Here is a 14,121-nt window from a genome sequence, read left to right as displayed (position 1 = left end):
TTTATGAGATACCGATTATTTTTATTGCTCACCTGTTTATACGCACCACTCACGGTGGCGGCTACACGCGCGGATTCTACTGCTAATGTCAGCGTCGCAGTACAGGGAATGAATATGGTGAGCATCCGCTACCTGGACGATGTAAATCCGGTGGCTACGGCCAGCGTGGTAGATGGGATGAATGCCACGAAAGTGTGGACCGGTAAGTTGAAAATTCCTGTTGTACAGGTGATCAATATTAACAACGTACCCGTATTACTGCATCCTGGCGATCAGGTGAATGCGAAGCTGAGTCCGCGTCCTTTTAATGAAGGGCTGGTACATTGCGAAAATGCGGTGATCACTGGTACACAACCAGCCCGTTTGCAGCTGTTGTATAAACTGGATAGCCTGTATCGTTTCCGGGATAGTGTGGTATTGCATACCGACTTCGAAGCATTTAAGGCCGTATTAAATAAGAAAAATGAGCAGGCGCAGCAACTGATTACCAATGCCCGTTTAACGGCAAAAGAAGATTTGCCCATTGCGCAGCTGTACCTGAAAATGCTGAAGATGAAGGTGAAGAGTTATTATGCCAGTCGTTATAAAGCCGAAAACGTATATGCCGCAAAAGCACCGGTGCAGTTTAAAGCCTGGGTGCAGGAGGAAGCAGAAGTGGATCATCCTTACCTGTCGCGTATTGCGGAGGAATCAGTGGTGTTCGGCTATGTACGCGATGCCGTGCCTGGAGATGGCGAAGAGCGCGCTGCTTATTTACTGAGTCACCTGTCGGGCGACCGGTTGAAGCACCTGGTGGTTTGGAATGATGTAATTGGTACTGTGCGTTATCACGGTGCTAATGACCATTTCATGGATATCTACGACATGGTGAAGAAGGAAGTGCATCATCCGGCTATCAAGGCTTTGTATGACTCTATATACCAGGCTTATCAGCCGCTGAATTTAAACCAGCCGGCGTTTGATTTCACGTTGTATGATTTGCAGGGGAAGCCGGTACGGTTATCTCAATTCAAGGGAAAAATGGTGGTGTTGGATTTCTGGGCCACCTGGTGTGCTACCTGTATAGCCGAGCTGCCCAACTTTGAACGCTTTGCGGATTCACTGCATGCAGATACCGGCATTGTATTTCTTTCTATTGCCTGGGATGAAGACATGGTATGGAAGAAGTATCTGGACAAGCATCCTCAAAGTGAAGCCATCACTTTAAGATTATCTCCCGATGAAAGTGATAAAAACATGCAGGAGTTTGTAAAACATTATCAGTTAACGGGCGTGCCCCGCTATATGATGATAGATGCCGAAGGTAAGTTTCTGACGGCTTTTGCCCCACTACCTTCAGATCCGGCGTACAAAGCGTTGCTGGAGATGTGGATGAAAATGAGAAAATAATTTTTATATAATAATCATGTTTATGAAGAGAATAATAGCCCTGTTAGCCATGGGGGTGGCATTACAAACATCCGCACAGAATAAGGTGGTGATATCAGGTACCTTACCTGATTTACCGAATGATACCATGATGCGTTTGTGGACCCCATTCCAGGAAGGTTACGACTCGACGGTCATTAAAAATCACAGCTTCACGTTTACCAAAACCCTTACCAGCGGTAATGGTGGTGTATTTATTATTGCAGTAGGGGATGTGAAAGATGAGAAAAAAGGAACCGTACTTTTCCTCGAACCGGGAGAAGTGAAAATTACCGGTAAGGGGCCCTTTTTTCAAAATGCTACTTATAGCGGTTCTCAGTTTATCAAAGACTGGGTAGACATCTGCAGTAATATCCTCGATACTTCTGCGGCGTTTTCAGAAAAGAGAAAACTGAAGATGAGACAGGAGGAAGCAGAGAACATTGGTGACATGCTTACCTCTAATGAACTGCAACCACAGATTGCGGTATTTGAAAAGCAGCAGGCGGAACTGGCCAAAGTATGGATCAGCAAACACCCTAAATCAACTGTATCTGCCTATCTCTTTGCCAATGTACTGAACAGGACGATGCCTAAAGATGAGTGGCTGGAGTACCTGGGTAAGCAACCGCTGAATGTACAGCGTGCGGCGTCTGTTAACTTCGTGAAAAAAACGATGGGCGTAGGCATGGAAATTGGCGCTATTGCGCCCGGCTTTACTTTACCGGATGTAAATGGTAAACAGGTGTCCCTGTCCGATTACAAAGGAAAGTATGTGTTGATTGATTTCTGGGCCAGCTGGTGTGCACCGTGTCGTGCACAAAATCCTCACCTGAAAGCGGCCTATGAGAAGTTTAAAGATAAAAACTTCACCATCCTGAGTGTATCTGCTGATGAGAAGAAAGATAAATGGCTGCAGGCAGTAGCAGAAGATAAGCAACCCTGGGCACAGGTATGTGATCTTAAGGCTTCTTTCAGCCCGGTAGCGCTGGATTACCATGTGATGGCTATTCCGGTTAATTATCTGATAGGACCGGATGGAAAAATTGTAGGTATGGGCTATATGAATGAACGATTAGAACAGAAACTGGCAGAGTTGCTGAAATAAAAGCACGTCGTATTTATCCCTATGAGCCCCGCTATTTTTCAGTAGCGGGGCTTATTATTTTCTGCAACAGCGCACCTATGCCGTTCGTTCAATAATGGGCATGGAACACTTTGGGCGGAAAAAAACGCGCATAGAATAACAACTACCTATTATTCTTTTTTGTAGATTCCATTCCAGAAGGAAGCATTTATTATACTTATTTAAACCCATGGTCATGAAAATCAGGAAAAGTTTTGTAGTGGTGGCAGCATTGTTGGCGGCTGGCACGCTATGCTCACTGGCATTACCCCAGGAACCTGAAAAGGCGCAAAATCTGAAAGTATTGCCTAAAAACATCAGTCATGAAGAACTGATTACTGTGATGCGCGGATTTAATGCGGCACTCGGTGTAAAATGTAATTTCTGTCACGAACCACGGAAAGACGATGCCAAGAAACTGGATTTTGCCAGCGATGCAAATCCGCATAAAGGCACTGCGAGAGACATGATGCGGATGACCAAACGTATCAACAAGAAATTTTTCAAGGCTACGGAAGTAATGGCAGTAAGCTGCTATAGCTGCCATCATGGGGATGAAAAACCCAAGCTCAAGCCTGATGCTGCACCAGAAGGAGCGAAGTAACTGCTGAAAGCAGAAAGCGAAAAGCAGAAAGCAAAAAGCTATTGCAGCGAATGATTAAAGCGAGTAAATATCCGCGATGATCATTCGCTGCAATAGCTTTTTGCTTTCTGCTCTCCGCTTTCTGCTCCACTCATATGTTATTTTTTTAATCTATAGCTGTTGGCTCCGGAAAAAACAGTATCTTTGCCCCCGTCTGTTGAGTTAAAGGCATAAAGCACAGAAATATCTATTCTCTCCAGTCCGGAAATCTTTTCTTTACTGCTCTCCTCAATTGTGATAACGCTAAAGACGAAGAAGCGTTATTTTATATTTATTACATCAGATATATCAACATGTTATTTGAGCAATTAGGGCTTATTGAGCCCATTTTAAAAGCAATTAAAAACGAAGGCTACACCACGCCTACTCCCATACAACAGCAATCTATTCCTATTGTATTGGAAGGTAAAGACCTGTTAGGCTGCGCGCAGACAGGTACTGGTAAAACGGCCGCGTTCGCTATCCCCATTTTACAGTTATTATACAATAGTAAACCAGCCAAAGAGGGCTTTAAGCATATTCGCACACTGATCCTGACCCCTACCCGGGAACTGGCTACGCAAATCGATGAAAGCTTTGGCGCCTACGGCAAATACACCGGTTTAAAGCACGACGTGATCTTTGGTGGCGTGCCACAGCATCGTCAAACCATTGCCCTGCGTAATGGTACGGACATCCTGATTGCCACACCTGGCCGTCTGTTGGACCTGATGAACCAGGGTTATATTTACCTGAGTCACCTGGAAATGTTTGTGTTGGACGAGGCAGATCGTATGCTGGATATGGGTTTTATCAATGATATCAAGAAGGTAATCCGGGAACTGCCGCAACAGCGTCAAACCCTGTTCTTTTCTGCTACCATGCCGCCAAGTATCGCACAGCTGGCCAATTCTTTACTGTATAAGCCTGAAAAAGTGACCATCACGCCGGTATCTACTACCGCAGAAAGGGTGGAACAATCAGTTTATTTTGTGAAGAAGAAAGATAAGCAATCGCTGCTGGATCATATTTTGAAAGATCAACGCATTGAGCGTACCATTGTGTTTACACAAACCAAACACGGTGCCGACAGAATTGCCAAAAATCTGAAGAAGCGCAATATCAATGCAGATGCCCTGCACGGGGATAAGTCGCAGGCTTCCCGCCAGAATACGCTGAGCAACTTTAAAAATGGTCGTCTTCGTGTATTGGTAGCTACTGATATCGCGGCCAGAGGAATTGATGTGGATTCGCTGGAGCACGTGATTAACTACGACTTACCGAATGTTTCCGAAACGTATGTACATCGTATAGGCAGAACCGGTAGAGCAGGTGCAGCGGGCTACGCCCTTTCTTTCTGCGATACCGAAGAAAGACCTTACCTGCACAGCATCAATAAACTTACCCGGCAAACCATTCCATCGGTACCGCATCCTTTCGAGGAAGCTGCCATCATGGAAGCCAATGCCGTTAATCCGGATATGCCGAAGGCTGACCCGAGAAGGCCTAAGCCTAAGAACAGAAAGAGAGGACACGTGGATAAGCGCGATAAAACGTTTTAGTGAATTTTGTCTGTGAACAGGATTAAACTGATTTCTTATTTTTGAGTAATAAGATTTAAAAAGATAAAGGGAAGATATAAGCAGATCGCTTACATCTTCCCTTTATCTTTTTAAACAACATCAGTATAATCCTGTCCTCAGGCAGAAAATCGCATTATATTACTTCTGCTTTTAGTTTCCCGGCTTTAATAGCCTTCATAAAGTCATTATAGTCTTTCTCCGTTTGATCCGCATAAGCTACCGCGAACTTACCAATGGCTTCATCTACGATATCGGATTTCCCGAGGTAGCCGCTGATCACATCTCCGGGGCCTGTTTTAGCGTGGGCCCTGGCTAACACTCTGCCACAGAGGCCTGCGTAGGCGGCCATTACTTCCTTATCGAAATGCTCCACATCGGGCGCTATTTTCCGGTCTCTCAGCTGACGTAAATAGTAATGCCTGTTTTCCAGGCCGGTACTCCAACCCAGGAACATATCGCTGGCTGCCTGTACAAGGCGTTGTCCCTGTACAACGCGTTCTCCGTTATGTTTATATTGACTTTTACCGGTATAAGCTTCTAAAACGCTGTTTCTCGCTTCTTTTATCTGCATGAACAGCGGTTCATCTTTGGCATTCATCATCAGGGCAACGAGGCAGCGGGTGCCTACACTACCTACGCCCACTACTTTGAGGGCAATGTCGATGACGCGGTATTGGCTGAAAAGAAAGCGGCGGTCGTCCTGCAGGGTCTCGAGGTACCGTTCGAGGAAGGCATGCACCATTTTCTTTTGTTTCACCAGGTCAATAGGATGATAAATGAGTGGGTGCTGGTCCTGAATTTCGAAGTTCCCCAATACACTTTGGGTGATTTTATAAAATACTTTTTCCTGCGTACTTTTCTGTGCCTTGTCCATGGCGTCTCTCAGCATGGTCTTCACTTTTTCGCTGCGGGCTTTGTTGAGCAGGTCCTGCATTTCAAACTTCATGTACCAGAGGTCCAGGGTGTTCATCTGTACATATTCCGCCATGGCGGTTCTATAGGCGAGGACCAGATCTATGGCCATTTGTTTTGCATCCGTTTCCCGCATATTATTATGCCGGGCTGCCAGTACAAAGCTGGTGGCCAGTCGTTTGATATCCCATTCCCAGGGGGCAGGTAGTGTTTCATCAAAGTCGTTGGCATCGAAGATGAGGTTACGTTCCGGGGTAGCAAAGCCACCGAAGTTCATCAGGTGGCAATCGCCCATGGCCTGTACATGTAGTGAGGTATGTGGCAGGATGGAAAGATCGCGCGCCATAATATCTGCGGTACCACGGTAAAAGGCAAACGGTGAAACACTCATCCGGCCGCATCGAATGGGGATTAGCTCCGGCACCCGGTCGTGATTGGAGGCATTGATGGCCTGCAAAATAGTGGGGCGTTTGGGCGATAGGGTAAAGTCGCCCTGGGAGGTCCTGGGCACCTGGTCCCTGATTTTTTTACCCGGATTGGGGGAGATGATAGCCATATATGAAGTAATTAATCATCAAACGTAAAATAAACGGGAGTTGTTTTTAAAAGATACGTTTTTCATCACATTTTAATGTAAACGATTGCAAAAGCAAGATTTGGTAAATCGGCTTTTTTATTTTAGGTTTGGTTAAGAGACACAAAAATTTTCTCTATATCAACCAACAAACACCGTATTGAAACGTCACACTTGTTACATGTAATATCAACCAACAGCAATACGTAATGAAGTAATTTTTTTTCGCGATAGAAATAATGTTCACTTGTCGTTTTACCTGAATTCCATTTACAGTGAAACAAGTATATCATCAACCAGTTGATCTGCAGGAAATTGCTGCGGGCAGTGAGAAAGCATTTAAAGCTTTGTTTGATCAGTATCGTGGAAGATTATTCTACTACATTTCCCGTTTCATCAAATCAGAGCAGGTAGCGGAGGAGCTGGTACTGGACGTATTTATGAAGATATGGACAGGCAGGGATCTCATTTCACAGATCAATAATTTCGATGCTTTTCTTTTCCGTATCGCACACAACAAGAGTATTGACTTCCTGCGTTCTGCAGCGCGGGACCCGCGTTTACAGGAACTATTATATGAGGCTACCGATCTGGCCGGCACAGAAGGCGCTGATACCATGCTCATGGTACATGAGTATGAAGAAAAAGTGAGGGCCGCCATTTCGTTGTTGCCGCCTCAGTGTAAAAAGGTATATAGCCTGAGCCGGGAAGAAGAATTATCACATGATCAGATTGCTGCACAGTTACAGATTTCGAGGGCTACCGTGAATAATCACATTGTGCTGGCCCAGCGTTTTATCCGTAACTACCTGGTAAAAGAGATAGATATCGCTATCCTTATCCTGATCATCGGAAAGTTTTAACTTTTTTTTATCCTTCATTAGTTACCGCTCTTTTTTTACTCGTCTTAATAACAGGAGAATGCTTTTTATCACAATTATCGCATCATGGATAAGCGTCCTGTTCATACATGGAAATATTTGTTGTCGCAGTATCTCGACAATAAGATTTCGAAAGACGAGTTAGCGGAGCTACTGCGTAAGGCAGGAGAGGAAGAAGATATGGAGATGCTTACCATCGTGCTGAAAGAGCAGTGGGAGGCTTCCCGGGAGGCGGTTGATCACAGTGGCACCGACTGGGATGCAAAGTTTGCAGCCATGATGGCGGAAGTACCGGAGATGCCGGTGCGCAATCGCATCGGCCGGTGGATGAAAGTCGCTGCCGCAGCAACGGTGGCTGCATTCATGATCCTGGGTGGTTACTTCTTTTTTAAAAAAACAGCGGAATCGCTGCCAATAACGGCAACGACTAAACGTAAAGATATTGTACCTGGCACAACGGGCGGTATATTAGTGTTGGCCAATGGTCAGCAGATTCCTCTGGACAGTGCCAGCAACGGATTGCTGGCAGTACAGGGAGGCGCTAAAGTTACCAATCGGCAGGGAAAAATTATTTATAATGCCTCCGGCGCGAATAGTGAACAACTATTTAACACGGTAGTAACCCCAAGAAGCAAACAGTACCAGCTGGTATTGGCTGACGGAAGCAGTGTTTGGTTAAATGCTGCTTCCTCTGTTCGCTTTCCGGCCGCCTTCTCCGGCGATGCCCGGAGAGTAGAAATCACCGGTGAAGCCTATTTTGAAGTAGCCCCCCTGATCCGTAACGGAAAGAAAGTTCCCTTCATAGTAGTTGCCCGCGGCATGGAAGTACAGGTACTTGGTACCCACTTTAACGTGAACGCCTACCCCGACGAACGTACTATCAACACCACTTTACTGGAAGGCAGTGTGATGATCACCAAAGGCACTGCCCAACAACTGCTGAAGCCGGGAGAGCAAGCCCGGCTGGACTCTGCCAATCACCTCGTATTGTATAAAGATGTGGATACTGAAGGAGAGATCGCCTGGAAAAACGGGTATTTCTCTTTTGATCAGGCCGACCTGAGCAGCGTAATGCGGCAAATTGCCCGCTGGTATGATGTAGACATTGTATACAGCGGACCTGTGCCAGACCGCCACTTTGGTGGTGAAATTTCACGTGCCGCCAATGTGTCGCAGGTATTGAAAATACTGGAAGAAAGCAAGGTGCATTTTAAAATAGAAGAAAGAAGGATCATCGTATTGCCGTAATAAAAAACCGCTCTGAGGTGAGAGTCAGAGCGGCAGAAAGTTCTGGTAATACTAATCATAACAATTTGTTGGGACGAATTGCTCATTAAACAACCAAAACCACTACTAAAGTATGAAAAAAATTCTACGTACCGGCTGTTATTCCGGCGGTCGTGTACTTCCCAAAACGCTCCTCGTTATGAAGCTAACCGCCATTGTAATTATGGCCACCTGTCTGCAGATAAGTGCAAAAGGCTACTCGCAGAAAGTTACCCTCGCCGAGAAAAATGTACGGCTTGGAAAAGTATTCCGCGCAATAAAAAAACAAACCGGTTACTCTTTTTTCTTCGATGAATCTTTGATGCGCCAGTCAGACGCCGTTACCATTGATGTGAAAGACGTTCCCCTGGAAGCTGCGCTGGACATCTGTTTCAAGAATCAGCCACTTACCTGGAGCATTGTGGGAAGCACCGTGGTGATCAAGCAAAAAGACGCTCCCCTGGCAGATAACATGCCTGTGGTGGCTGAGATCTCCGGTATCATCACGGATATGGATAAACACCCGCTGCCTGGGGTATCTATCAAAATAAAAGGTACCAACAAAGGAACTATCAGTAACAGCAATGGTGAATTCAGCCTCCACGCAGAACCCGGCGATGTACTGGAAATCACCTTCGTGGGATTCAAAAAACAAGAAATTACCGTAGGAACGAATACTAAACTGTCGATCCGCCTGGAACCTTCCAGCAGCGGCCTCGGAGAAGTAGTAGTGACCGCACTGGGTATCGGAAAAAACGATAAAACAGTAGGTTATGCCCTCACCACCGTGAAAGGGGAAGAACTTACCCGCACCAATTCCGTAAACCCGATTACCGCCCTGCAAGGTAAAGTAGCCGGGGTGAATATCAGCGTGATGACAGCTGCGGGCGTGCAAACATCTCCCTTTATCCAGATCCGCGGTGCTAAAGTATTAGGTACCCCCGGTAACAACGTAAACCAACCTATTTTCGTGATAGACGGAAACGTGATCACCAACAACGTATCCAATGCGGATGATGCCGATGCCGGCTCTCAGCTGAAAAACCTGAACCCGGACGATTATGAATCCATTACCGTATTGAAGGGTGCTGCTGCTACTTCTATCTATGGTTCAAGAGGTATCAACGGCGCCATCGTGATCACCACCAAAAAAGCAAAAGCCGGCGATGGCTTCCTGATAGAAGCGAATTCTACTTATCAGACAGAAAAAGTGTATCGCGCACCGATGGACTTCCAGAACCTGTACGGACAAGGAGATTATTTTGAAAGAGAAGGTAACTTCAGAGCTGATGGCACACAATCCAAAACAGACGCCAGCTGGGGCCCTTTAATGGATGGTAGTTTACACCCTGCCGCCTTTAATCCAAATAAGATGGTGCCTTATTCACCACAGCCCAACAACTGGAAAACGTTTTACCAGAACGGTAACTACATCAACAATAATATTGCTATCAGCAGCGCTACTGATAAGTTCAACTATCGCCTGTCTTATTCCAATAACAACACCAAAGGTTTATTACCTAACAACGGCATGCAAAGAAATTCCGTTGATTTAAAAATAGGCGCTAAACTGAATAAAGTATTTTCTACTGATTTTGGTGTCAGCTATTCCAATACACTGGCGAAGAACTTCTTCTCACAAGGCCGGTACTATTATGGCGGCGGACAAAACCTGGCCTTCAATACTTACTACCTGCCGCGTAATATCGACTTCAACGACTGGTACCACAGCTATCGCGCTCCAGACAATACACCGGATTTTGCAAATACCTACGCCAACTTAGGCGCAGCAGTAAATGCTTTCTCCCGCTTCGATAAGAACAATTACTACCGGCATGAAAATTCCATCCTGGGATACATGCAGCTGAAAGCACAGGTAAATCCATGGCTCGATTTATCTGCCAGAGGTAACTTTAACTTCTATAAAATACGTACAGAGGAAAAAGATTACGGTAATGGTACCAACAATACGGGTGGATACTATGCTGCAGGTGGCAGCTACACCAGCGATTACACCCTGTTGTTCATGGCACATGCGGTTAAAAATGTGACGAAAGATCTGACAGCAGATTTCCGTTTGTACAATGAAATTTATGGAGATAGAGTGGGTGAAAACTACGGCGCCGCTATTAATGGCCAGTTGAGTGTACCTAATGTATTTTTCCTTGGTAACTCTTCCCAGAATATTCAGAACCAGTATTATTATGGATTCAATAATATTCCGGGTCCCAAATATCCTTCTCAGTTAACTATTGGGGTGGGTGGTATCCTCAACCTGAACTATAAGCAGTACCTGAATTTGGAAATCACCGGTCGTAACGACTGGCGGTCTACCCTTACTTACCCGGTGGCAGCGATTGGTGCAAAGAATAATTATTCTATTTTCTACCCTTCTGCTAACTTGTCTTATTCTTTCTACGATCATTTTGAGTCGGGCATGCCTTCCTGGGTGTCTTCCGGCAGATTACGTGCTTCCCTGGCTTATGTGGGTAACGCCGGTATTGCCGGTCCTTATCAAACAGGGGTAGGTTATTCACCCAGCACTATCTTTAATCAGAATGGCGCTTCAGTAGGTACTGCCACACAATACAACGCCAACATAAAACCCAACCTGGACCTGCGGGCGCAGATATCCCGTACCTGGGAGTTTGGTACCAATTTCGGCCTCGTAAAGGATTTGATCAACGTAGATTTTGCGTGGTATAAAACCAATACTTTCCACCAGTTAATTAACCTGGCAGGTGTGCCGGAAACCGGCTACAACCAGGTGTTTTTCAATGCCGGTAATATCCAGAACAAAGGCTGGGAACTGTTGGTGAATATCTCTCCGATCCGTGGTAAAGACTGGGGCCTGGACTTCGCCGTGAACCTGGGACATAATAAGAGCAAGATCATTGAATTTGGTAATGGGATTAAAGACTGGAACCTGAGTGATAACTATGAAGGAGTGAGTGTGCATGCCTATGAAGGTGGCGACTTTGGTGTATTAACAACTAACGTGGGCGACTATGTGGCCAGCACCAAAAATGATCCTAAAACCGGATTGCCACTGATTACTTATGCGGGTCGTATTGCCAATGTACAAGGTCAGTATGATGTAGCTAACTACTCCCTCACCACGTTACCGTCTGGTTCTCCTGCTCCGCGGATGGGTAAAGTAGAGCCCGACTTAACAGGCGGTATCAGCACTACCCTGAGATATAAAAACTTTAGCTTGTTTGCACAGGTAGATGGTCGCTTTGGTGGCTATGTATACTCTGAATCTTATGCTTATGCCATGGGGCAGGGTACACCTAAAAACTCGCTGCAATACCGTGATCAGGCGCATGGTGGCGTTGCCCGCACTGATCCAAACTGGAACAACGGCGCACCTATTTATGATGGGGTAATTCCTAATGCCATATTTGACGAAGGACAAATGAGTCCTCTGAAACCCACTGTAAGCATTGCCGGCATGACCTTTAAAGAGGCCTATGATAAAGGTTTGGTAGAGCCTTTCAAAGCTTCTTTATACTACAATACTTTTTACGGATGGGAAACCAACCTGAATAACAACGGTAGTATCAGTAAAAATTCCTGGGTAATGCTGCGTGAAATCACGCTGGGTTATCGCCTGCCTGCTGCCATTACCAATAGCATTCATTTGAAAGGCGCCCGTTTAACATTGACCGCCCGCAACATTGGTTATTTATACAGAACACTGACTGGTGGCCAGAATCCGGCATCGCTGCAAAGTAATGATCCATTCAGACCATTCATTACCGGTGGCGTTCCGTTTTCCCGCAACTATGCTGCAACCCTTCACATTTCTCTGTAAAACAACTAATACATAGACGATGAAAAAGACTAATAAATATATAATTGGATTACTTGCCCTCGCATTGGTAAGTCAGTCATGCAAAAAGAAACTGATCGAAATCAACACCAATCCGAACCTGCTGCCGGATGTGAATCCGGAGTACCTGTTTACCGGTGCTACGGCAGATATTGACATTAATGGTCGTGACCGTACCGCACAAAAGTATGGCGCTACCTTAACGTACATGCAGTATGTAGTACCCGATGCGGTAACTACGAGTAGCCTTTCGGGTAAGTATGCAGATCCGGGTAAAACCATCGGTCCTAATCCGAACTTCTTCTTTTACAGCGATTACTTCAATTCCACCGGTCGTGATATGCACCGGATTATAGATAAGATCAATTCCCTGCCAGATGCTACCAGAGCTACTTACCAGGGATTGAAAGCGATCTGCTCTATAGTGGATGTATATCACGCATGGCGGGTGGCTGATATTTTTGGTGCGTTGCCATACAGCCAGGCGTTTAATGATACGAAGTATCCGCTGCCGCAATATGATTTTGATTACAACCTGTACAAAGTGTTTGATCAGCAATTGAAAGATGCGGCTACACTGTTGAAAAACAATACGACCAACCAGTTTGCGTTGGGCAACCAGGACCTGTTTTATGGCGGTGATTACGGCGAGTGGCTGGGGTTAGCCAATACTTTGCGTATTAAAATTGCGCAGCGTTATGAGAAAAGAGATGCGGCTAATTTAACCGCCGTGTTGAATGATGTGGCTACCAACTTTGCCGGTAAGCTGATAGCGCCTTCTTTATCAGATCCTACCAATGATGGATCTTTCGCTATTAATCATACCCGCGACTGGAACAATAACGTGGATGATATTAACGTGATCCTGTTTAACTATGATGCGTCTTTTTCTTTTGTAGAGTACCTGAAATCTACGCATGATCCGCGCATTGGTTTCATGATCCGGCAGAATGATATGGGTGACAACAGTAATCAGTACCTGACGGTGAAAGTGAATGGCAATGCAGCAGCGCAGGCGGCGTTGGCCTTACCGGAAAACCAGGTGCGTTATTGGGGAAAACATGCGTCGCCCGCTTCAGCTGGTGATGCCACCTACGGTTCCACTGGTTTAGACAGGGGGAAAACTTTTACGCTGAAAGATAATACCACGCAGGACTTACTGTTTTTGTCGGCCATACAAACCCGTTTGTTTGTAAAGAATGGCGGCTTTGGTGGCTTTGATCAGCGGTCTAAGCAAAACCTGATGCATACGGATGAAGCATATTCTGATGGCGCTACCATTAAAATGAAATCGTACTTCGTCACCTATGCCGAAACTTGTTTTATGATGGCGGAGATTGCCGAGAAAGGTGGTAATGGATTGGGTCAAACTGCTTCCCAGTGGTTCTACAAAGGGGTGCAGGCTTCCTTTAATCAGTACCAGGCATTTTCTGTGGCTACCAAGGTGCCTAATGCGGCGGATATCACGCTTGGTAACTTTGCCACACCTGCAGGTATTCCTTATAAAGGTTTACCCAGCATTTATTCACAGGCGTGGGTGCATTTCCTGATGCAGCCGGATGAAGCCTGGGCGATGTGGAAGCGCACTGGTTATCCGCAATTCACTGATGTAAGAGCAGGTAATAATGGTAAAATAGGAGATGGTTCTTCTATTGCCTACCTGGAAAACTTATGGGATGGCGGCAAAAACCTGTTGATAGCGCGTCGTAACAGCCTGAATGTGAGTTCTACGCTGAATCAGGATAACTATAACGCAGCAGTACAAGCGATGATTGCCAAGGACCCTGCTTATGGCGCCGGTCCTGCCGATACCAAAGGCAGAATATGGTGGGATATGCAATAAAGGTTGATAAGAGCAAATGCGTGTTGAGAGCAACGGGGCAGACTTTATAGTCTGCCCTTTTATTTTTATTGG

Annotated in this window: 9 protein-coding genes; 8 read left to right on the top strand and 1 reads right to left on the bottom strand. The window is 45.7% G+C overall.

Annotation, left to right across the window (positions count from 1 at the left end; genetic code table 11):
- Positions 1–3 precede the first annotated feature (3 nt).
- The 4 genes from AC1DFM_RS01995 to AC1DFM_RS01980 all read left to right on the top strand — a co-directional run bounded on the left by AC1DFM_RS01995 (position 4) and on the right by AC1DFM_RS01980 (position 4,717).
- A complete protein-coding gene (locus tag AC1DFM_RS01995) occupies positions 4–1,389 on the top strand; it encodes a TlpA family protein disulfide reductase (protein WP_477075054.1) in 1,386 nt (461 codons plus the stop codon).
- 22 nt (positions 1,390–1,411) lie between these two features.
- On the top strand, positions 1,412–2,515 hold the full coding sequence (locus tag AC1DFM_RS01990; protein ID WP_477075053.1) for a redoxin domain-containing protein: 1,104 nt from the start codon (positions 1,412–1,414) through the stop codon (positions 2,513–2,515).
- Positions 2,516–2,729: 214 nt separating this feature from the next.
- Positions 2,730–3,137: a c-type cytochrome gene (locus AC1DFM_RS01985; protein WP_477075052.1), complete on the top strand. Its 408-nt coding sequence runs from the start codon at positions 2,730–2,732 to the stop codon at positions 3,135–3,137.
- A gap of 332 nt (positions 3,138–3,469) precedes the next feature.
- Positions 3,470–4,717, top strand: coding sequence for a DEAD/DEAH box helicase (locus AC1DFM_RS01980; RefSeq protein ID WP_477075051.1), 1,248 nt, complete (start codon positions 3,470–3,472; stop codon positions 4,715–4,717).
- A gap of 154 nt (positions 4,718–4,871) precedes the next feature.
- Here AC1DFM_RS01980 and AC1DFM_RS01975 read toward each other — a convergent pair whose 3' ends face one another.
- On the bottom strand, positions 4,872–6,206 hold the full coding sequence (locus AC1DFM_RS01975) for a DUF2252 domain-containing protein (protein ID WP_477075050.1): 1,335 nt from the start codon (positions 6,204–6,206) through the stop codon (positions 4,872–4,874).
- A 293-nt stretch (positions 6,207–6,499) separates the two neighbouring features.
- Here AC1DFM_RS01975 and AC1DFM_RS01970 point away from each other — a divergent pair, with 293 nt between their 5' ends.
- The 4 genes from AC1DFM_RS01970 to AC1DFM_RS01955 all read left to right on the top strand — a co-directional run bounded on the left by AC1DFM_RS01970 (position 6,500) and on the right by AC1DFM_RS01955 (position 14,049).
- Positions 6,500–7,087 carry an RNA polymerase sigma-70 factor gene (locus tag AC1DFM_RS01970; protein WP_477075049.1) on the top strand — a complete coding sequence of 196 codons (588 nt, stop codon included), beginning with the start codon at positions 6,500–6,502 and terminating at the stop codon, positions 7,085–7,087.
- Between the two features lie 84 nt (positions 7,088–7,171).
- Complete coding sequence (locus AC1DFM_RS01965; RefSeq protein ID WP_477075048.1) at positions 7,172–8,353, top strand: FecR family protein; 1,182 nt, start codon at positions 7,172–7,174, stop codon at positions 8,351–8,353.
- Positions 8,354–8,465: 112 nt separating this feature from the next.
- The gene (locus AC1DFM_RS01960; protein WP_477075047.1) at positions 8,466–12,188 is read left to right on the top strand and encodes a SusC/RagA family TonB-linked outer membrane protein; all 3,723 of its coding nucleotides are present in this window, start codon (positions 8,466–8,468) and stop codon (positions 12,186–12,188) included.
- A 19-nt stretch (positions 12,189–12,207) separates the two neighbouring features.
- Positions 12,208–14,049 carry a SusD/RagB family nutrient-binding outer membrane lipoprotein gene (locus tag AC1DFM_RS01955; protein ID WP_477075046.1) on the top strand — a complete coding sequence of 614 codons (1,842 nt, stop codon included), beginning with the start codon at positions 12,208–12,210 and terminating at the stop codon, positions 14,047–14,049.
- Positions 14,050–14,121: the final 72 nt, after the last annotated feature.

The organism is Chitinophaga sp. 05T412, assembly GCF_056396465.1.
Note: the sequence above shows the minus strand (reverse complement) of the source record. Positions and strands in the feature narration are given on the sequence as shown.

Bases quoted from the DNA above. Each gene is read 5' to 3' on its own strand.
- AC1DFM_RS01955 (WP_477075046.1), top strand. From the start codon at position 12,208: ATGAAAAAGACTAATAAATATATAATTGGATTACTTGCCCTCGCATTG.
- AC1DFM_RS01995 (WP_477075054.1), top strand. From the start codon at position 4: ATGAGATACCGATTATTTTTATTGCTCACCTGTTTATACGCACCACTC.
- AC1DFM_RS01965 (WP_477075048.1), top strand. From the start codon at position 7,172: ATGGATAAGCGTCCTGTTCATACATGGAAATATTTGTTGTCGCAGTAT.
- AC1DFM_RS01975 (WP_477075050.1), bottom strand. From the start codon at position 6,206: ATGGCTATCATCTCCCCCAATCCGGGTAAAAAAATCAGGGACCAGGTG.
- AC1DFM_RS01960 (WP_477075047.1), top strand. From the start codon at position 8,466: ATGAAAAAAATTCTACGTACCGGCTGTTATTCCGGCGGTCGTGTACTT.
- AC1DFM_RS01980 (WP_477075051.1), top strand. From the start codon at position 3,470: ATGTTATTTGAGCAATTAGGGCTTATTGAGCCCATTTTAAAAGCAATT.
- AC1DFM_RS01985 (WP_477075052.1), top strand. From the start codon at position 2,730: ATGAAAATCAGGAAAAGTTTTGTAGTGGTGGCAGCATTGTTGGCGGCT.
- AC1DFM_RS01990 (WP_477075053.1), top strand. From the start codon at position 1,412: ATGAAGAGAATAATAGCCCTGTTAGCCATGGGGGTGGCATTACAAACA.